Below are 18,642 nucleotides of genomic sequence, written 5' to 3'. Positions count from 1 at the left end.
GACTTACAGGGAAGTTATCATGTCCTTTCTGCAAATCGACAAGGTGTGCAAAAGTTTCGGTCCGATCAAGGTTCTGCGCGACATTACGCTTGATGTCGAAGAAGGCGGTTTTCTGGTGCTTGTCGGGCCGTCGGGCTGTGGCAAATCGACTTTGCTTAATACCATTGCCGGGCTGGAAAAGCTGACGACCGGGGAAATCCGCATTGCGGGAAATGTCATTGATGATCTGCCGCCGTCGGAGCGCAATATCGCGATGGTGTTTCAAAGCTATGCGCTTTATCCCAACATGAATGTCGGGCAGAACATCGCGTTTGGCCTTGAAATGCGCGGCATGCCAAAGGATGAGCGCGCCGCCAAGGTCGCCGAGGTCGCAAAAACCCTTCAGATCGAACATCTTCTGGATCGCAAGCCCGGCCAGCTTTCGGGCGGGCAGCGCCAGCGTGTTGCGATGGGCCGGGCGCTTGTGCGTAATCCGCAATTGTTCCTGTTTGATGAACCACTATCAAACCTTGATGCCAAGCTGCGCGTCGATATGCGCACCGAAATCAAACGCATGCATCAGACATTCGGCACAACGATTGTCTATGTTACCCATGACCAGATCGAAGCCATGACGCTGGGCACACGTATCGCGGTCCTGAAGGACGGTATTGTTCAGCAATACGGCACCCCGGCGGAGATTTACAACGATCCGGCCAACCTGTTTGTTGCCGATTTCATGGGATCGCCCGCGATGAACCTGATCCCGGCGACGGTGCGGGGCAATGCGGTTGAAATGGCGCGGGCGGGCGAAGAGCCGCTGATGCTTGAATTTCAACACCTGCCCGCGGATGTCCGGGCGCGGGACGGGCAGGAGGTCATTGTCGGCATCCGGCCCGAGGCTATCACCGATGCCGATAACCGGGCACTGGTGCGCGACGGGCAGCAGGCGGTCAGTGCGTCGTGCCGGATTGATGTGGTTGAACCGGCCGGGGCGGATATTTTTGCCATCACGTCGCTGGGCGGCAAGGAAGTTGTCACCCGCCTGCATCAGGACTGGAACGGGCAGGCCAACAGCCATGCCGAACTGGTGTTCAACCTTGAAAAAGTTGTGTTTTTTGACCCCGAAAGCGGCGTAAGACTGCGCTAGGTCCTGACCCTGGAATACCCCACGGAGGCTTTGACAACTGTCCGATCACGATCTTGCCGGGAAGGTTGAGCGCCCCGCCGCCCAAACCCGGCCGACCCTTAAAACCATTGCGGAAATGACCGGTCTTGGTGTGACGACGGTGTCGCGCGCGCTTAAGGATGCGCATGATATCAGCGCAAAAACCAAGCTGCGCGTGCGCAAGGTGGCGGACGCCATCGGCTATCACCCGGACCGGGCCGGGGTGCGTTTGCGGACGGGAAAAACCAATGTTATCAGCCTGATCCTTGATCAGACCGACAAGGTGCCGGAATTTGCCAGACGTCTGATTGTTGGCATTTCAGACGTGATCCGCGGCACACCCTATCACCTTGTCGTCACACCACAATCACGCAGTGATGACCCGATGGACCCGGTGCGATATGTGTTAAATACCCGTGCTGCCGACGGGGTGATCATCACCCATATCAGGCCCGATGATGAACGGGTGCAGGCGCTATCCCAAAGCGGGCTGCCGTTTGTGGCCCATGGGCGGTGCCTTTCGGCACCGGGTCATGCCTATCACGATTTTGATAACCGGGCGTTTTGCGAGATGGCGGCAAGGCGCCTGATTGCGCGGGGGCGCAGGCGGCTGGCATTGCTTTCGCCGCCGTCGGAATTTTCATATTATCAGGAAACGCTGGCCGGGCTTGCGGCGGTGGCGGAGGCAGAAAATGTGCCTTTTCAAGTGCTTGGCGGGATCGACCTTGACAGCAGCAGCGAGGTTTTGCGCCAGGCCGGCATGGCATTGCGCCATCAGGATTATGTGCCCGACGGGGTGATTTGCGGCAGCGAGCTGTGCGCGATGGCGCTGATTGACGGCATGATCCAGTCGGGGATGGATGTCGGGCGGGATATCGATGTGATCGCCAAGGAAACGTCGGATTTGCTGAACTTTACCCGGCCCCGGATCGACAGTTTGCGGGAGGATCTGATCGTGGCCGGGCAGCAATTGGCGACCCATTTGCTGGACGTGATCGAGGGGCGGGAAGGGGCAGATCTGCAATCGCTGAGCGCGCCGATCCCGGTCTGGCGCAACGATATTTAAGCCGCCCGTTACCGGATTTATTATTCACTTAGAATGAAAAATAAGATCGATTATTCATTTTTTGTTGTTAATCACTTTTTGGGCATGATTCATCGGCCCGGCGAAGCGTGAAAACAGCGGTTTTATTTGTATGAGGAATTGATTTTCAAAACCGGCATTTCAGGCAGGTTTTGAGCCCCAACCTGCCAGATAAATCCCTGAAATCCGCCATTAATTATATTTGTATGAGGATTGTTTCGAGTGTTTTGCGTGCGAGGGCCGCGGAGCTCGGCCGCATTGTCTTTTTTGGTGGGTTGAGGTGTTGTTGGTGGCCCGAGGTCAGGCGGACAAAGATGGGGACGAGCGGGCAGGGGGAGAAGTGCGTTGAGCACCTGTGAAAGCTGTTCAACGCGTTCAAGTGCGAAATTGGTCTGTACCTCTGCCCCGAGATGGATCGCGGCAGCGAGTGCGGGCAAGTTTATCGGGGTGTCTTGCCCGCCTCGGTGATCCGCGCGGCGATAGGGGCGCGCGGATCAATATGTCAGCCGTCAGCCGAAATCCAATTGTACTTTCATGGATTGGCTGCGATCCGAGGCGAGGTCGAAGGCGGTTTTGGCATCCCGGAAGGGCAGCACCGAGCTGATGATCGGTGAAACGTCAATGACCTTGCGGTCAATCAGTTCTGCTGCCTGGGCAAATTCCGCATCAAAGCGGAAGCTTCCGATCATTCGGACTTCTTTGGTGACGGCGAGACTGAGCGGGAGTTCGCCATTGCCGCCAAGGCCGACCGTGATGATGGTGCCGCCCGGTTTGACCGCGTCGAATGCATTGGCAAGTGCCTGCGGACTGCCGGAGCATTCAAAGACCACATCCTGCGTGCCCTTGTTCATGCCGAGCGTTTTGAAGTCATCGGCATTGCGGGCAACATCGATACAGCTATTGGCACCTGCCTTTGTGGCAACATCCAAAGCGGCCTTTGACAGATCGGTCGCGGTAATCCAGTGCGCCCCGGTATGGGCGGCGGCCAGAATGGTCAGGCAGCCGATGGGACCGCAACCGGAAACGAGGACTTTTTTCCCCGACAGTGCCCCGGCCTGACGCACCGCATGCAGGCAGACGGCCAAGGGTTCGCTGCAGGCGGCGTGTTCCATATTGATGTCGGGGGACAGTTTGACCAACTGTTCGGCGGGCAGATTGATCTGTTGGCGGAACAGGCCTTGTTGATGGGGAAAGCGCATTGCGCTGCCAAAGAAACGCATGTCCGTGCATTGGTTGCGCATGTTCGCGCGGCAATACTGGCATTGGTTGCATGGCATGGAAGGATTGACCGCGACCCTGTCATTGAGCGCAAGGCCGGTCACGTTTTTGCCAACGGCAATGATCGTACCGGCGACTTCATGCCCGAGAACCATCGGTTCACGGATTTTAACCGTGCCAAAACCGCCGTTATGATAGTAGTGCAGGTCCGAGCCGCAGATGCCGCCCTTGTCGATCTGAACGGTTATCGTGCCCGGTTCCGGTGCGCCGGGCGGGTCGATCTGATCGACACGCAGGTCATGGGGTGAATGTATGACAACAGAGTACATCTAAGATCACCTTAAAGAACGGAAATCATGCCGCCATCGGCATAGATGATCTGACCGTTCACATAGTTGGATGCATCCGAGCAGAGATAAATCGCCGTGCCGATCAGCTCGTCAGGCCTGCCCCAGCGCCGTGCGGGGGTGCGTGCCTTGACCCAGGCGTCAAATTCCGGGTTGGATGTCAGCGCCGCGTTCATGTCGGTAAGCATGTAACCCGGACCAATCGCATTGGCCTGAAGGCCGTGTTCGCCCCATTCGGCTGCCATCGCCTTGGTCAGCATTTTGATGCCGCCCTTGGCGACGGTGTAGGGGGTGACGGTGGCACGCGCCAGTTCGCTTGTCAGCGAGCCGATATTGACGATTTTGCCATGCCCGCGTTTGACCATGCGTTTTGCGGCTTCGCGGCCAATCATGAAGGCGGATGTCAGATTGGTATCAATCACGCGCTGCCAGTCGGCGGTGTCGAGTTCCAGCATGGGTTTGCGGAACTGGATACCGGCGTTATTGATCAAGATGTCGATCTGCATACCGGCGGCATCAAAGCGGTCAAAGGCGGCCTTGATTGCGGCTTCGTCGGTGACGTCAAACAGGGACATATCGACTTTCATGCCGGCATCAGACATTTCCTTGCAGGCCTGCGAAAGGCGTTCGGAATTGGTGCCGTTCAGGATGACGGTAGCCCCGGCCGCAGCCAGACCTTCGGCAAAGGCCCGACCAAGACCGCGGGAAGAGCCGGTTATGAGGGCTGTTTTACCGGCGAGCGAGAAAAGTTCGAGAGACATGTTTCCTCCAACGGGCTTTTATTTTCAGGCTTTGCTTTCGCGGACGGTCAGGTCGCTGCGATCAAAGAAGGATTTCTGCAATTCGACACCAAGGCCGGGGCCTTCCATCGGATAGACATAGCCGTTTTCGATTTTCGGAACGGCGGTAACCAGTTCATTGTACCAACCCTTGTAGAAGGCGCGGACACTTTCCTGGATGAGGGTGTTTGGCTGGCTGAACGACATGTGAATGGCGGCGGCAAAACCAACCGGCCCGATGCAGTCATGCGGGGCAAACGGGCGGTGCCATGTTTCGGCCAGAGCGGCGATTTTCTTGCCTTCGGTAAGGCCGCCGGTCCAGCACAGGTCCACCATGACCACATGGGTTGCATCACGGTCGAGCATGTCCTTGTAGGGCCAGCGTGATCCCAGTGTTTCACTGGCACAGGTCCAGACATCGGTGGATGCGGCGAATTCTGCCAGAGCCTGTGGCGAGTTCATGCGGATCGGGTCTTCGTACCAGGTCGGGCTGAACTGTTCGAGTTCGCGGGCGATCTTTTTGGCGGTCGGCAGGTTCCATTGGGAATGGAATTCCACCATGATTTCCATTCTGTCGCCGACGGCCTTGCGGATTTCTTCGAAAGGACGGATTGCCTTTTTCATCTGTTCGGCGGTGATGTACTGACCGCGTGTTTCGGCCGCCATCGGATCAAATGGCCAGATTTTCATGGCCGTGATGCCGGATTCCAGAAGGTTTTCGGCCAGTTGGGCCGGGCGGTTCATGAAGCCGTCCAGATCCTCATAGGGGCCTTCCGGTTCGCCCAGGTTCCAGTTCGATACGGGTTTGATATTGTTGGTACGGACATAGCGATATCCGGCACAGGTGTTGTAAATCCGGATTTTATCCCAGCACAAACCGCCCAGCATCTGATGGACGGGCTGGTCGCAGACCTTGCCAAAGATGTCCCAAAGGGCGATGTCGATGGCGGATGCCGCGCGATATTCCGCGCCCGTCGATGATTGTGCCATCGGCAGGTTGACCATTTCCTTGTGCAGGGCTTCGATGTGAAGGGGGTTCTGCCCGATCAGGCGTCCTGCCAGTGTATCGTGAATGTGTGCTTCGACAGCACCGGCACCATAGAAGGTTTCGCCAAGGCCGGTAATGCCAGCATCCGTTTCGACATGGACCCACAGGACATTGGAAAATTCGTCTACGCGGTAGGTTTTGATTGCTGTGATCTTCATTTTTTTATCCGAATTCAGATTAATTGAGTATTTCCGGGAGCCATAGCGCGATGGACGGGAAGGTGAGCATCAGCGCCAGGAAGGCGATCTGAATGAGCATGAAAGGCCAGAGAGACGCGAAAATCGTCTGAAGGGTGATTTCCGGCGGGGCGACGCTTTTGAGATAGAAAGCGGCCGGGCCAAAAGGCGGCGAGAGGAAAGCCACCTGCATGGTCAGCGAGAAAAGCACCCCGAACCATACCGGGTCATAGCCAAGCTGGGTGACGATCGGCACAAAGATCGGAATGGTCAGAAGCAGGATGCCAATCCAGTCCATGAACAGCCCAAGGACGATGAAAATCGCCATCATCAGCATGATCGTGACAACAGGCGCGATATCCAGACCGGTGATCATGCCGGTGACAAAGCGCTGGCCGCCCGAAAGATTGTAAATCGCAATCAGCGATGCCGCGCCAAACGTCACCCACAGGATAATCCCGCAGGATTGCAGGGTGCGTGTCAGGGCCTGCCACAGCATGGTTATGTTCAGTTCGGAGCGCAGGGCGATGATGAGGATGGAGACGCCAACCGCGATGCCCGCGGCCTCGGTAATGGAGGTCACCCCGCCGTAAATGCAGCCGAAAACGATGCCGATCAGAACAAGCAGTGGCAGAACGCCGCGTAAGAAATCCTGTTTTGTGAAGGGCTCGGTCTTTTCCGGTGCCTTTGGGGTCAGGGCCGGATTAAGCGTGCAGCGAATATAGATATAGGCAAAGTACGCAAAGGCGAGCGCGAAGCCCGGTACGAAGGACGCCAGAAAGAGCTTTTGCACCGAGACATCGGCGGTCAGGCCGTAAATGATCAGGACAATCGAGGGCGGCACCATTGTGCCGAGTGACCCGCCCGCGCAGATGATCCCGATGGAGAGTTTCCGGTCATATTGCAGGCGCATCATCTGTGGCAGGGCAATCAGGCCAAGCAGAACGATTTCGCCGCCAATGATACCGCTGATGGCGGCCATGAAAACGGAAATGATCAGGGTCACGGTCGCAACACCGCCCTTCAGATTTCCGAAAACCTTGAACAGGGCATCGTATAGATCCTGAGCCAGTCGGGAGCGTTCCAGCAGGGTTGCCATCAGAATGAAAAGCGGTACGGATAGCAGCGAATATTCGGTCGCAAGCCCGTAAACCGTTTTATGGGCAAGTGCGATGACCGCCGGACCGAATTTAAGATAGCTGACAAGGACGGCAAGCGACCCGGCGGCGAAAGCCAGCGGAACACCCAGCGCCATCAGGGCAAAGACGCCACCGACGAGGATAATGGAAATGAGTTCAATCGACACGGTTGTCCTCCGTGACTGATTCTGCGGTGTCGGCGGGGATGCCACGGAACCTTTTGACGCAGTTGATGATCCCGTAAAGCGCCATCAAACCGGTTGTCAGAACAATGAGCGGCTTTACCGTTGCCGGGATCGGCGGGTTCCATGCCGTGCCAAACGGCTCCCAATTCATCAGGGATTGCCACGAACTGGGCGCGCCGAACCATGCAATGCCCAGACAGAATGTCAGGCAGCAGGCCAGCGTGATGAGATCGAATATGCGCTGGAGCCATGCGGGGCTTGCGTCATAGAGGACGGTAATTCTGAGATGCTGGTCTCTTTGCATGGCATAGAGGCCCGCAGCCAGAAACAGGATTGCCGAGAGCCACAAGGCCAGTTCATTGGCCCAGATTGTCGGAGTTCTGAATATGTAGCGTGCGATGACTTCGTAAAAAGTCACCCCGACAATGATCAAAAGAAGTAGGGAAAATAGTGCGACGACGAATTGAAAGCTGCGCACGCGTTTCGGGGTTGCCTGCATCGCGGACCTCCAGAAAAGCCCCCGGGGGGAAACCCCCGAGGATCAGAATGACGGACTTGCTGGTTAGTCGAGGATGCCGTTTTTCTTCATGTAGGCGATATGTGCGTCATAGGCTGCTTTGGCTTCGGGGCTGCGCGTTGCCCAGTCGGCCCACACGTCCTGTGCTGCCTTGCGGAATGCCAGACGGTCTTCGTTGCTCCAGTCTTCAAGGGTGACGCCGGCCTCGGTCAGTTCCTTGGCGGCTTCCTGATCAAGCTTGTTTGATTCTGCGATGACTTCCGGGGCAATCGTTGCAATGGCGTCCTGCATGGCCTTTTGCTGGGCATCGTTCAGCGCATTCCATTTTTCCAGATTGATCGCGATATGTTCGATTGGCATGGAATGGAAGCCCGGATAGGTCGCGTATTTGGCGATGTCATAGAGGCCGAGTTTCTTGTTCACGGCGAGGGTGGAGGCATCGGCCCCCGAAACCGTGCCGGTGGACATGGCGGTGAACACTTCGCCAAACGGCATCACAACCGGGCCTGCGCCAAGTTTCTGGAAAATTTCGGATTCCATGCCCGGAGGCGAGCGGAATTTCCAGCCCTTAAGATCATTGATCCCGGCAAGCGGGGTGGTTGAGCTTAATGACTCGGGGGTTGCGATGAACACACCGACAAGATGCATGTTGAATTTGTGATACAGCTCGTTTGCGAGGTCGAGACCGCCATCCTTGTACCAGCCAAGAAGCTGTTCCGGGGTGCTGTAGCCGCCCATGATGTCGCCATAGAACTGGAAGGCAGGGTTTTTGCCGGTGATATAGCCCGCACCGGTTGCGTCACCGTCAATGATGCCCATGCTGGATGCTTCGAAGGCTTCGTTCGAATTGACGACCGACGAGCTGGTGTGCATTTCGATCTGCACCGTGCCATCGGAATATTCTTTGACAAGGTCGGCAAACCGCAACAGGGCCTTGCCCTGCAATGAGGAGGCATTGTGATGGGTCTGGAATTGCAGCGGGGTCGGGTCGGCCGCGAAGGCCTGTGAGGTAGTGAAAGTCAGAAAGCCGGTGGCGGCCAAGGCGGTTAATGTTTTTGTTAGTTTTTTCATGTCGTTGGTTCCTCCCTTATGTGACATGTTGTGATATTTCACGAAACATCAGTAGCATGTATCAAGCGGGAACTTCAACAGGTTTTACTTTTCCATCCATGGGAATGTGTATATATGGTATTGAATAAAAACAAATATATTGTGACTTTTTATGAAATTACAGAGAGAGATAATGGCGTCGAAACAGAAAGATAAGGCCATTTCGGGCGATTCTTCCGAACCGGGAAAAACAGGATCGGGCGGGGGCAAAAACCTGAACGAGCTTGCCTATAACAAGCTTGAAGAACTTATCGTGACCTGTGAATTGAAGCCGGGCAGTTATCTGCGCATACAAGATTTGCAAACCGCAACCGGTATCAGCCGCACGCCGGTTCATCAGGCGGTCACGCGCCTGTCAGCCGATACCCTTATGATCATTCAGCCCCGCCAGGGCATCCAGATTGCGCCGATTGACCTGACACGCACCCATTTGCTGTTGCGGTTGCGCCGCGATATGGAAAGGTTTGTCGTGTCGCTGGCGAGTGCGCGGGCGAGTACGTCGCACAGAAGTCAGATGCGCCATCTGATCGGGCTTTTGACCACGCATCGCGACAAGATGACGATTGTCGAGTTCAACGAATTTGACCGCCGGATTGATCAGATGATGCTGGCGGCCTGCGGCGAGCCGTTTCTTGAATATACGTTGCGTCCCTTGCATACGATTTTCCGCCGTCTGGGATGGATTTATCATACGCAGACGGTTGATGGGGTATCCCTTGATGTGACCATCGACAGCCATCTGGATGTTCTGAATGCGGTTGTCGAGGGCAAAAAGGATGCGGCACTGGTTGCGTCGGACAAGCTGATCGAGTTTGTGGATGCGATGTTCCCGGTTCTTGAAAGCAGTATCGCGCCGAGCATTTTTGACGTGACGCAGGACTTTGACCCATTTTGAGATAAGGGGCCGAAGGGCCAATAGGATTTTGTGATTTTCCTGTTGAAATTTTGTGAAATATCAGAAAATATCAAGGCGAAAAAATAATAACCATATGTGGGAGGATTTCGTGAAGGTCGTGTTCCATGGGGCGAATGCCTCGACTTTTCATCCCGGTTTTGCCGAATTGCTTGATGCGGCGCATGAGCTTGTCCTGTTGCCCGATCATCTTGGCAGTGAGGCGGATCGCGAAGCCTATGCCACGGCAGATGTCATTATCGGCATCAGGTTTGATGACAGTTTTCCAACGCCGCGTAACCTGAAGCTTTATCAGGTGCCGGGTGCGGGCTATGACGGCATCCGAGTTTCGGACCTGCCGGTGGATGCCGATCTTTGCAATTGTTTCGGGCATGAGATCGCGATTGCGGAATATGCGATGTGTGCGTTGCTGTCGCGTCATGTTCCGCTTGGCGATGCCGATGCGCGTTTGCGCAAAGGCGATTGGAAATACTGGGCGGGGGGCCCGTCTGGCATGAGAACGGAGCTTGGCAATACCACAATCGGTATTCTCGGTTACGGGCATATCGGAAAGGCGATTGCCCAACGCGCCAAGGCGTTTGGCATGAGGGTGCATGTTGCCAACCGTTCCTGCCCCGAGGACCAGAGCCAGATCGATGCGTTTCATGCGATTGATGATTTCAGGGAAATGCTGGCGCATGTGGATGTGGTCGTGAATACGCTGCCGCTGGCGGCCAACACGACCGGCCTTGTTGATCACAAGGCGTTTGCCAGCATGAAGCCGACTGCGGTTTTCATGAATGTCGGCCGTGGCGGTGTGGTTGATGAAGAGGCACTGTTTGGGGCGTTAAAAGACGGCCTGATCGCACATGCCTTTATTGATACATGGTACCAGTATCCGAGCGGACCGGACGCGGTGACCTATCCCTCGCGCCTGCCGTTTCATGAGCTCGGCAACATTACAATGACGCCGCACATGTCGGGCTGGACGCATGGCACGATTGAGCGGCGCAGAAATGTCATGGCAGATAACGTCAACCGTATCGGTCAGGGATTGGCACCAGTCAATCGGATTGCAAAATAAGGTCGTTTGACCGCATCGCCCACCGGCCGGACGGTTGATTTTCGACCGACCGGCTATCCCCGGAGCAGAAGCCGCCCTTTTGCTCCGGGTCTTTTGTTAGAGAAAACGGTGCGCGGCCCTAGGCCGCGTTACCTTTTTTTGGCGGGTTGCGGCGTTGTTCGGCGGCACCGGGGGTCAGGCGCACGAAGGTGCGATCAGGCAGGCGCAGATCGACGATCAGCACGTCGCGTGACAGGATGTGGTGTTCCTGATCAAGCTGATCGAGGCGCGCCCAGGCCTTGTCGATGTTGTCCTCGGGCAGGCGGATGAACATGCCGTTGGCAAGCTGGATGTTCCAGCGGCGGTTGCCGATGCGCTGTGCGCCGCTGACCATGTCAAACAGGCGCGGGATGGATTTAAGCGTGGTGAGCATTTCGCTGGCATGTTCGGGGGCATCCGCGCCCACCACGACGGGCAGATCCAGATAATCACCCAGTTCATAATTCTGAAGCTGCGCCCCGTCGGCATCAATCACGACATGGCCGGTATCGGTCTGCCACAGGGCGACCGGCTGGCGTTCGGTGATCGAGACGATCAGGGTGTTGGGCAGGCGGCGTTCGACAATCGCATTGCGGACCCAGGAAAGCTGTTCGATGCGTTCGCGCGCGGCATCGACATCAAAGGTGACAATCGGGGTGCCGGGCTTCTGGCCGATGGCGGCCAGAAGGGCCTCGGGGTCGGTTTTTTCGCGACCGCGGACTTCGATGTTTTTCACCGTCATGCCAAATTCGGCGGAAAGGCGGATCGCCTCGACCTCGGCGACCGCATACCATTTTTCGGCCTTGCCGGTATACCATAGCGCAAAGGGCCCGGCGATCAGCAGGGCCGTGAGGCTCGACCACCAGAAAACACGCACCAGTTTTTTCAGGTTGGCACCAACGCCGTGCTGCTGTTGAAGCTTCTCGCGGCGTTCGCGGGCCTGTTCTTCGAGGGTTCCTAACGCTCGCATGAGGCGTCCTCGACCATCCAGGCGACAATGTCGGCGAAGCTTAGACCGTCATGACGGGCGGCATCGGGGACAAGCGATGTTGGCGTCATGCCGGGCTGGGTATTGATTTCAAGGATCGCAACGCGGTCTTGGGCCGGGTCATAGCGGAAATCGGCACGTGCAATCCCGCGACAGCCGAGCGCACGATAGGCCCTTTCGGCGCAATCCTGAATTTTGGCGCGAAGGTCGCTTTGGATATCGGCGGGGATGATATGTTCGGAGCCGCCGGCGACATATTTTGACTCAAAATCATAAAAGGCATGATTGCCGGTCATGATTTCGATGATTTCCATCGCCTTGCCATCCTTGACCGCCACGGTCATTTCGCGGCCGGGAATGAATTCTTCCTGCATCACGCCATCGCCATGCATCCATTCGCGCGCCAGCATGTTCTGTTCTTCCTCAGGCGTGAGGATGATTTCCACCCCGACGGAGGACCCCTCGTTATTGGGTTTGAGGACATAGGGTGGGGGCAGGGCATTACCCGCAGCGATTTCATCGCGCGAGACCCAGACATGGCGGGCGCAGGGGATGTCATATTCCATGAACATCGCCTTGGCCGACATTTTATCCATGGCGATGGAAGATGCGCGCACGCCCGAATGGGTATAGGGAATGCCCATGATTTCAAGTAACCCTTGCACGCAGCCATCCTCGCCCCAGCGGCCATGCAGGGCGTTGAACACGACATCGGGTTTGGGATCAATCGCGGCAAGCTGCGCGGCCAGATCGCGACCGGCATCAATTTCGGTGACGCGGTAGCCCTTTTCACGCAGCGCCTTGATGCATTCCGTGCCCGAGGACAGGGAAACTTCGCGTTCTGCGGACCAGCCGCCATAAATGACGGCGACATGCTTGCTCATGCGTCTTTTCCTATGATCGAGTGTCCCAGTCGGTCGCCGATGCGCCGGATTTCCCAGCGCAGGTCAACGCCACAATGTTTTTTCACGCGCTCGCGCACGGTTTCGCCGAGTTCTTCGAGATCAAAGGCGGTGGCAGTGCCCAGATTGATCATGAAATTGCAGTGTTGCGGCGACATCTGCGCCCCGCCAATCGTCAGCCCCCGGCACCCGGCGGCATCAATGACTTCCCATGCGCGATCCGGCAGGGGATTGGCGAAGGTCGATCCGCCGGTGCGCGATTTGATCGGCTGTGATCCCGCACGGGCTTCGTGGATTTCATCCATGCGCTTGGTGATCTCGGCCGGGTCGCCCGGCTTGCCACGCAGGATGGCGGATGTGAAAATCCAGTCTTCGGGAAGGCCGCAGTGGCGGTAGGTCATATCCATCGCCTTGGCGGTGACGGTATGAAGATCGCCATTGCCGTCAATCGCGTTGGCGCTGACCAGCACATCCTTGATTTCCGCACCATAGGCCCCGGCATTCATGCGAAGCGCACCGCCAATCGTGCCCGGAATGCCCGACAGGAATTCCAGCCCAGCAATCCCGGCATCGCGCGCCATTTGCGCAACGTTGAGATCAAGCGCACCGGCCCCGGCATGAATTTCGCCGTCCTTGATGATGGCATCGGTAAAGGGCCGACCAAGGCGGATGACCACACCACGAATGCCGCCATCACGGACCAGAAGGTTTGATCCGACCCCGATCACGGTGATCGGAATTTCGGCCGGGCGGTTTTTGATGAAATCGGCCAGATCCATTTCATCAGCCGGGCGGAACATCACATCGGCCGGGCCGCCGACCTGAAACCAGGTGACCTTGGACAATTGTGCGCCTTCGCGCAGCTTGCCGCGCACCTTTGGCAGGTGATCAATAAGCGGTGTGTGATGTCCCGGCGTGCTCATGACAAACTCGTCAAATCCGTTTCAGGTTTCGGTTTCAGTCTCAGTTCTTAAGCGCTTCAAGCTGGGCGGGCAGGGCGTTGGCCCATGCGCTGATCGATCCGGCACCCAGACAGACGACCAGATCGCCCGGTTTGGCTTCTTTGGCGATCATGCTTGCCAGGGCTTCGGGCCCGTCAAGGGCGGCAACATGGCGATGGCCGCGATTGCGAAGCCCTTCGACCAGCGCGTCGCGGTTCGCACCCTCAATCGGGCTTTCGCCGGCTTCGTAAACATCGGCGACGATCACGCTGTCGGCGTCGTTAAAGCAGGTGCAGAATTCCTCGAACAGGTCATGCAGGCGCGAATAGCGGTGCGGCTGAACCACGGCGATCACGTTGTTTTCGGTTGCCTTGCGGGCGGCCTTCAGCACCGCCCTGATTTCGACCGGGTGGTGACCGTAATCATCGATGATGGTGACACCATCGACCTCGCCGGTTTTGGTAAAGCGTCGTTTGACCCCGGTGAAACCGTCAAAGGCGGAGACGATTTTATCGTCAGGAATGCCAAGTTCGAGTGCCACCGTGATCGCGGCCAGCGAGTTTGACACGTTATGATCGCCGACCATCGGCAGGCGGACATCCTTGATAACCCGTTCCTCGCTATCGACCCGTTCGCGAATGACGACGTCAAAGGTGCTTTGGCCGATTTCGGTGCGGACATTGACCGCACGGACATCGGCTTGTGGGGAGAAGCCAAAGGTGAAGATGCGACGATCCGTGACCTTGCCGATCAGGGCCTGGACTTCGGGATGGTCGATGCACAGAACCGCAAAGCCATAGAACGGGATGTTCTGAACGAAATTCTTGAAGGCCTCGCGCAGCTGATCAAAGTTTTTCCAGTGATCAAGATGTTCCGGGTCAATATTGGTCACGACCGAAATGGTCGAGGGGACCTTGACGAACGTGCCATCAGACTCATCGGCCTCGACCACCATCCAGTCACCATCGCCAAGACGCGCATTGGTGCCATATGAATTGATGATGCCGCCATTGATCACGGTCGGATCAAGCCCGGCGGCATCAAGCATGGTGGCAACCAGCGAGGTCGTGGTGGTTTTGCCATGCGTGCCGCCAACCGCAATCGCGGCCTTAAGCCGCATCAGTTCGGCCAGCATTTCGGACCGGCGGACAACCGGGATCATATCGGCGCGTGCGGCGACGACTTCGGGGTTATCAGGCTTCACGGCGGTTGAAATCACCACCACCTTGGCGTCTTCGACATTGGCGGCCTGATGGCCGACGAAAACCCTGATCCCCAGATCGCGCAGGCGCTGCACATTGGCATTGTCGGAAATATCCGATCCCTGCACCGTGTAACCAAGGTTGTGCAGGATTTCGGCAATGCCGGACATGCCGATGCCACCAATACCGACAAAATGGATGGTGCCGATGTTGAGCGGCAGGGTGTTCATGGAGTGTCTCCTCATACCTTCTGGGGGTCTTTCTGTGTCATGTTATCGTGATCGGGGCTACCGGCCGGGTTCAGCCCCAGCAGATCCAGCACCATGTCGGCCAGCCGTTCGGCGGCATTGGGGCGACCGGTTGCCTTGGCAGCCTTGGCCGCACGGGTGAGTGCCGCCGGGTTTTGCAGAAGTTTGGTCAAACGTTCGCTTAAAATCTCTGTTGTAAACCGGTCCTGTGGCAACAGCCACGCGCCGCCTGCTTCTTCGACCTGCTGGGCGTTGAAACGCTGGTGATCGTCAATGGCACTGGGCAGCGGCACCAGAAGGGCCGGACGACCGGCTGCGGTAAGTTCGGCGACGGTCGAGGCACCGGAGCGCGCAATCACCAGATGACAGTCGCGCAGACGTTCGGGGATATCGTCAATGAAGGACGCCAGGGTCACATCAATGCCGGAACCCTCATAGGTTTTGCGCACGGCTTCAAGGTCCTCAGATCGCGCCTGCTGGGTCACGATCAGACGGTTGCGCAAATCACGTGGCAGGGCGACCAAGGCGGCGGGCAGGATTTCGGACAGAACACGCGCGCCCTGCGACCCGCCGGTAATCAGCAGGCGGACGGGGCCCTCGGATGTCGGGGCGTCATATTCGGTGCTGGCGAGGGCGGCGACTTCGTGGCGGATCGGGTTGCCGGTCCAGATGACCTTGGCCGCGTCATTGGGCGCGATCAGTTTGACCGTCGGAAAGGACGTCGCGATGCGATGGGCGGCCCCCGCAACCATCCGGTTGGCCCGACCCAGAACCGCGTTCTGTTCATGAATGGCAAAGGGAATGCCAAGCCATTTGGCCGAAAGCGTTGCCGGGATCGAGGCATAACCGCCAAAGCCGATGACGGCAGCGGGACGGGCTTTTTTCAGAAGCGCGCGTGCCTTCATCGTGCCAAGACCAAGGCGAAGGGCACCGGTAATGCGGCCCTTAAGGCCCTTTCCGGCAATGCCGCCCGCCGGCAGGATGATGGTTTCAACCCCCTCGACCCCCTCGGTATAGCGCGAAGCGCGGGCATCGGTGAAAAACAGCACGTGGGCTCCGCGCCTAACAAGGGCGCGCGCCAGTGCAACCGCCGGAAACATATGGCCGCCGGTGCCGCCCGATGTCAGGGCGATCACCTGTCCTGCCAACGGGTGTTCCATCGGGGAAACTTCAATATTCTGGATGTCGGTCATCAGATCCACATATGCAACGACGGTTTGCCCCTATCAGAACCCGAGAAAGGTTAACATCCCTTCAAGCGCGGGTGTTTGTAAGGGAGGATTTTGTCGTTTTTTTGAGGGTGGATTGGTGGGTTTTGAGGATTTGGGATGTGCGGCGCGGTTGACGGGGAAGGCGAGACCGAGCCTGTGGCGCGATGGACTCCCGCCTTCGCGGGAGTGACGGTGGTTTTTGTTCGGGGGAGTGGTCCCCAAATTCGTCATTCCCGCGCAGGCGGGAATCCAGTTTTGGCCGGTCGCGCCGAAGGAGCAGAATTTTAAGCCACATCAATCTTATACAGCACCGAATCAACCCGTTTTGCCAACCGGTCATAAAGGCGCTGGGCACCGTGGTTGTCGCGGGCGGTGAGCCAGTAGAGGCGGAGCCAGTTGTTTTGTTTTGCCTGTTCTTGCAGGGCATCCATCATCAGGCCGCCGATGCCGCGGCTTCGGTGATCGGGTGATACCCAGAAATCTTCGAGATAGGCGACATTGCGCAGCGTGAAGGTGTGCGGATGAATGATGAGGTGGGCCAGTCCGATGACGGATTGGTCATCATCCAGAGCCAGCCAGGCCTGCATCGGGTGATCGGGATCAAGGATGCGCTGCCACAGGCCATCAATCACGTCGTCAGGCATGTCGGGTGCGCCGAACTGGATGATGTTTTGCCGCCAGAGGCGTTCCCATCCGGTGCGGTGGCGGGGTTTAGCGTGCTGGATATCGATCATGGTGGGGCCTTGGGTTGGGGCTTTGCGCAATTATGTGCGTATCAGGGCCTTGAGCGTAACGTGGATGTTACGGTTTCGAAGGTGTCAAGCCAAGTGGCGGTTCGCGGGCGTCGCCATGATATGAGGCGCTGGGCACGGTCCTGATCATCGTCAAGATCTCGTGCAAATATCGGTTCGTGATGGGCGATGCGGTTACGCAGGCGTCGTAGCACATCAAGGTCCTGATAAATTTGTGCGCGTGCCTGGGCGATGGTGAGTGTTGTGTCATAACCCGGAAACACATCGGCAAAATGCAGGTCCCATAGGCGCGGGTCGTGGGCTGTGACAAAGAGGTGTTGCCAGAAGGCAAATTTGAGTTCGGCAACAACCTTTCCGGCGGTGGGCAGTCGTTTGGCGCAGTTTGTCAGATCGTTTCGCGGATTATATACGTTGCGTTTTGTCGGGTTTTTCAGGCTATAGGCAAAGCCGCGATTGAGGTGCCAGTTTTCGCCAAATTCCTTTTCAATCGCTTCGACGGCGGCGTTGCGGACAGCGAGTTCGCAAAATTGCAGAAGCACATAGAATGCGGATGAGACATTGGTATTCCAGCAATACAGTTCCATCGCCCTGTGGCGATCACCATCTGTTTCGCGAAGATATGTCGCAAATCGCGGGGCGGAGAGAACGGCTTCAAGATCAGCGATTTCTTGCGGGGTAAACTGATGCGGCATAGACCAAGATTTCCCCGTTTTTGTTGACATCATGAAAGAAAATGTATACATAATGCATACATTAAGGCTTTGGGGTTCGCGGGCGTAAGCCTTCCCTCATTGTCCAAAGAAATTGAAAAAGCTCACCCTTGCGGTGGGCTTTTTCTTTGGCCTGACAAGAGGTTATTGCACTCTTTAGCTGTGGTCATGATGTCATGGCTTGTATCTGGTTGCAAACAGAATGCTTTTTCCAAAACGCCTGTTTGGAAAGCACAACGCCGCACCAAAAGGTGCGGCGTTGTCGGGGTGTTGTTAGGTTGTGGTTGGCTTGTTGCCGGGTTATGGGGCGACCTTGATCGCGATTTTTCCACGGACACCGTTATCGGGGTTTTCCAGCCGGGCGTGGGCAAGCGGGATGTCGGCCAGTGAATAGACGGCACCGACATGGGGGCGGAGCTGGCCGCGTTCGATCAGGGTGCTTAACTCGTCAAGTTTGCCACGGTTCTGGCGGGTGAACACGAAGTGGTAGCTGGCGTTTTTGCCCCAGGCTTCGATCAGGTTCTGCGGCTGTGCGATATCGACAATCGAAACGACACGGCCAAGCTGGGCCAGTGCATCGGCACTTTTGGCAAGGGTATTGCCGCCGATGGTGTCAAAGATGACATCCACACCGTTGCCATCGGTTTCGCGCAGGATGGCATCGACATAATCCTCCTTTGTGTAGTCGATGGTGACGTCCGCACCGAGGCTTTGGGCGAATTCGAAGTTATCTTCGCGCACGGTGGTGAAGACCTTGGCACCTATGGCTTTCGCGACCTGGATCGCCACATGGCCGACACCGCCGGCACCGCCGTGGATCAGGATGCTTTCACCGACCCGAAGGCCCGCACGCACCACCAGTGCCTCCCACGCTGTGCCGCCGACCAGCGTCAGGCTGGCGGCTTCAAGGTGGCTGAGCGAGGCCGGTTTTTTGCCGATAATTT

The 18,642-nt window shown here is 57.1% G+C and carries 18 protein-coding genes; 4 read left to right on the top strand and 14 right to left on the bottom strand.

Going from position 1 to position 18,642, the window contains the following annotated elements:
* Positions 1-19 precede the first annotated feature (19 nt).
* Positions 20-1,129, top strand: a complete 1,110-nt coding sequence (locus P8T57_RS04595; RefSeq protein ID WP_341364736.1) for an ABC transporter ATP-binding protein — start codon at positions 20-22, stop codon at positions 1,127-1,129.
* A 37-nt stretch (positions 1,130-1,166) separates the two neighbouring features.
* The gene (locus P8T57_RS04590) at positions 1,167-2,213 is read left to right on the top strand and encodes a LacI family transcriptional regulator (protein WP_341365361.1); all 1,047 of its coding nucleotides are present in this window, start codon (positions 1,167-1,169) and stop codon (positions 2,211-2,213) included.
* A 527-nt stretch (positions 2,214-2,740) separates the two neighbouring features.
* Here P8T57_RS04590 and P8T57_RS04585 read toward each other — a convergent pair.
* From P8T57_RS04585 to P8T57_RS04560, 6 genes are all read right to left on the bottom strand, one after another.
* Positions 2,741-3,778, bottom strand: a complete 1,038-nt coding sequence (locus P8T57_RS04585; RefSeq protein WP_341364735.1) for an L-idonate 5-dehydrogenase — start codon at positions 3,776-3,778, stop codon at positions 2,741-2,743.
* 11 nt (positions 3,779-3,789) lie between these two features.
* Positions 3,790-4,557 carry an SDR family oxidoreductase gene (locus P8T57_RS04580; RefSeq protein WP_341364734.1) on the bottom strand — a complete coding sequence of 256 codons (768 nt, stop codon included), beginning with the start codon at positions 4,555-4,557 and terminating at the stop codon, positions 3,790-3,792.
* Positions 4,558-4,581: 24 nt separating this feature from the next.
* Complete coding sequence (locus P8T57_RS04575; protein WP_114123933.1) at positions 4,582-5,781, bottom strand: mandelate racemase/muconate lactonizing enzyme family protein; 1,200 nt, start codon at positions 5,779-5,781, stop codon at positions 4,582-4,584.
* A 19-nt stretch (positions 5,782-5,800) separates the two neighbouring features.
* The gene (locus P8T57_RS04570) at positions 5,801-7,105 is read right to left on the bottom strand and encodes a TRAP transporter large permease subunit (protein ID WP_037992146.1); all 1,305 of its coding nucleotides are present in this window, start codon (positions 7,103-7,105) and stop codon (positions 5,801-5,803) included.
* The gene (locus P8T57_RS04565; protein ID WP_063095112.1) at positions 7,095-7,622 is read right to left on the bottom strand and encodes a TRAP transporter small permease; all 528 of its coding nucleotides are present in this window, start codon (positions 7,620-7,622) and stop codon (positions 7,095-7,097) included. Before P8T57_RS04565 ends, P8T57_RS04570 begins: the two co-directional genes overlap by 11 nt.
* Positions 7,623-7,685: 63 nt before the next feature.
* Positions 7,686-8,711: a TRAP transporter substrate-binding protein gene (locus tag P8T57_RS04560; protein WP_341364733.1), complete on the bottom strand. Its 1,026-nt coding sequence runs from the start codon at positions 8,709-8,711 to the stop codon at positions 7,686-7,688.
* Positions 8,712-8,883: 172 nt separating this feature from the next.
* Here P8T57_RS04560 and P8T57_RS04555 point away from each other — a divergent pair, with 172 nt between their 5' ends.
* Positions 8,884-9,645, top strand: a complete 762-nt coding sequence (locus P8T57_RS04555; RefSeq protein WP_341364732.1) for a GntR family transcriptional regulator — start codon at positions 8,884-8,886, stop codon at positions 9,643-9,645.
* Positions 9,646-9,754: 109 nt separating this feature from the next.
* Positions 9,755-10,726, top strand: coding sequence for a 2-hydroxyacid dehydrogenase (locus P8T57_RS04550; protein WP_341364731.1), 972 nt, complete (start codon positions 9,755-9,757; stop codon positions 10,724-10,726).
* Positions 10,727-10,844: 118 nt separating this feature from the next.
* On the opposite strand, the gene P8T57_RS04545 is transcribed toward P8T57_RS04550, so the two are convergent.
* The 8 genes from P8T57_RS04545 to P8T57_RS04510 all read right to left on the bottom strand — a co-directional run bounded on the left by P8T57_RS04545 (position 10,845) and on the right by P8T57_RS04510 (position 18,556).
* The gene (locus P8T57_RS04545) at positions 10,845-11,714 is read right to left on the bottom strand and encodes a cell division protein FtsQ/DivIB (protein ID WP_341364730.1); all 870 of its coding nucleotides are present in this window, start codon (positions 11,712-11,714) and stop codon (positions 10,845-10,847) included.
* The gene (locus tag P8T57_RS04540) at positions 11,702-12,616 is read right to left on the bottom strand and encodes a D-alanine--D-alanine ligase (RefSeq protein ID WP_341364729.1); all 915 of its coding nucleotides are present in this window, start codon (positions 12,614-12,616) and stop codon (positions 11,702-11,704) included. Before P8T57_RS04540 ends, P8T57_RS04545 begins: the two co-directional genes overlap by 13 nt.
* Entirely contained in the window at positions 12,613-13,557 is a 945-nt protein-coding gene (gene murB / locus P8T57_RS04535) for a UDP-N-acetylmuramate dehydrogenase (protein ID WP_341364728.1), read from the bottom strand. Before murB ends, P8T57_RS04540 begins: the two co-directional genes overlap by 4 nt.
* Before the next feature lie 40 nt (positions 13,558-13,597).
* Positions 13,598-15,007, bottom strand: coding sequence for a UDP-N-acetylmuramate--L-alanine ligase (murC, locus tag P8T57_RS04530; protein ID WP_341364727.1), 1,410 nt, complete (start codon positions 15,005-15,007; stop codon positions 13,598-13,600).
* A gap of 11 nt (positions 15,008-15,018) precedes the next feature.
* On the bottom strand, positions 15,019-16,218 hold the full coding sequence (murG, locus tag P8T57_RS04525; RefSeq protein WP_341364726.1) for an undecaprenyldiphospho-muramoylpentapeptide beta-N-acetylglucosaminyltransferase: 1,200 nt from the start codon (positions 16,216-16,218) through the stop codon (positions 15,019-15,021).
* Between the two features lie 302 nt (positions 16,219-16,520).
* Positions 16,521-16,970, bottom strand: coding sequence for a GNAT family N-acetyltransferase (locus P8T57_RS04520; protein ID WP_341364725.1), 450 nt, complete (start codon positions 16,968-16,970; stop codon positions 16,521-16,523).
* Positions 16,971-17,011: 41 nt separating this feature from the next.
* The gene (locus P8T57_RS04515; RefSeq protein WP_341364724.1) at positions 17,012-17,680 is read right to left on the bottom strand and encodes a hypothetical protein; all 669 of its coding nucleotides are present in this window, start codon (positions 17,678-17,680) and stop codon (positions 17,012-17,014) included.
* A gap of 318 nt (positions 17,681-17,998) precedes the next feature.
* Positions 17,999-18,556: a zinc-binding dehydrogenase gene (locus P8T57_RS04510; protein ID WP_341364723.1), complete on the bottom strand. Its 558-nt coding sequence runs from the start codon at positions 18,554-18,556 to the stop codon at positions 17,999-18,001.
* Positions 18,557-18,642: the final 86 nt, after the last annotated feature.

It is taken from the genome of Thalassospira sp. SN3W, from assembly GCF_038070535.1.
In the GTDB taxonomy this organism is placed as follows: Bacteria; Pseudomonadota; Alphaproteobacteria; order Rhodospirillales; family Thalassospiraceae; genus Thalassospira; species Thalassospira xiamenensis.
The sequence above is the reverse complement of the archived record's forward strand: the minus strand, read 5'-3'. Positions and strand labels throughout refer to the sequence as shown.

Coding starts and splice junctions, on each gene's coding strand:
- P8T57_RS04580 (WP_341364734.1), bottom strand. CDS start 4,557: ATGTCTCTCGAACTTTTCTCGCTCGCCGGTAAAACAGCCCTCATAACC.
- P8T57_RS04595 (WP_341364736.1), top strand. CDS start 20: ATGTCCTTTCTGCAAATCGACAAGGTGTGCAAAAGTTTCGGTCCGATC.
- murC (WP_341364727.1), bottom strand. CDS start 15,007: ATGAACACCCTGCCGCTCAACATCGGCACCATCCATTTTGTCGGTATT.
- P8T57_RS04540 (WP_341364729.1), bottom strand. CDS start 12,616: ATGAGCAAGCATGTCGCCGTCATTTATGGCGGCTGGTCCGCAGAACGC.
- P8T57_RS04560 (WP_341364733.1), bottom strand. CDS start 8,711: ATGAAAAAACTAACAAAAACATTAACCGCCTTGGCCGCCACCGGCTTT.
- P8T57_RS04585 (WP_341364735.1), bottom strand. CDS start 3,778: ATGTACTCTGTTGTCATACATTCACCCCATGACCTGCGTGTCGATCAG.
- P8T57_RS04515 (WP_341364724.1), bottom strand. CDS start 17,680: ATGCCGCATCAGTTTACCCCGCAAGAAATCGCTGATCTTGAAGCCGTT.
- murB (WP_341364728.1), bottom strand. CDS start 13,557: ATGAGCACGCCGGGACATCACACACCGCTTATTGATCACCTGCCAAAG.
- murG (WP_341364726.1), bottom strand. CDS start 16,218: ATGACCGACATCCAGAATATTGAAGTTTCCCCGATGGAACACCCGTTG.
- P8T57_RS04565 (WP_063095112.1), bottom strand. CDS start 7,622: ATGCAGGCAACCCCGAAACGCGTGCGCAGCTTTCAATTCGTCGTCGCA.
- P8T57_RS04575 (WP_114123933.1), bottom strand. CDS start 5,781: ATGAAGATCACAGCAATCAAAACCTACCGCGTAGACGAATTTTCCAAT.
- P8T57_RS04545 (WP_341364730.1), bottom strand. CDS start 11,714: ATGCGAGCGTTAGGAACCCTCGAAGAACAGGCCCGCGAACGCCGCGAG.
- P8T57_RS04520 (WP_341364725.1), bottom strand. CDS start 16,970: ATGATCGATATCCAGCACGCTAAACCCCGCCACCGCACCGGATGGGAA.
- P8T57_RS04555 (WP_341364732.1), top strand. CDS start 8,884: ATGGCGTCGAAACAGAAAGATAAGGCCATTTCGGGCGATTCTTCCGAA.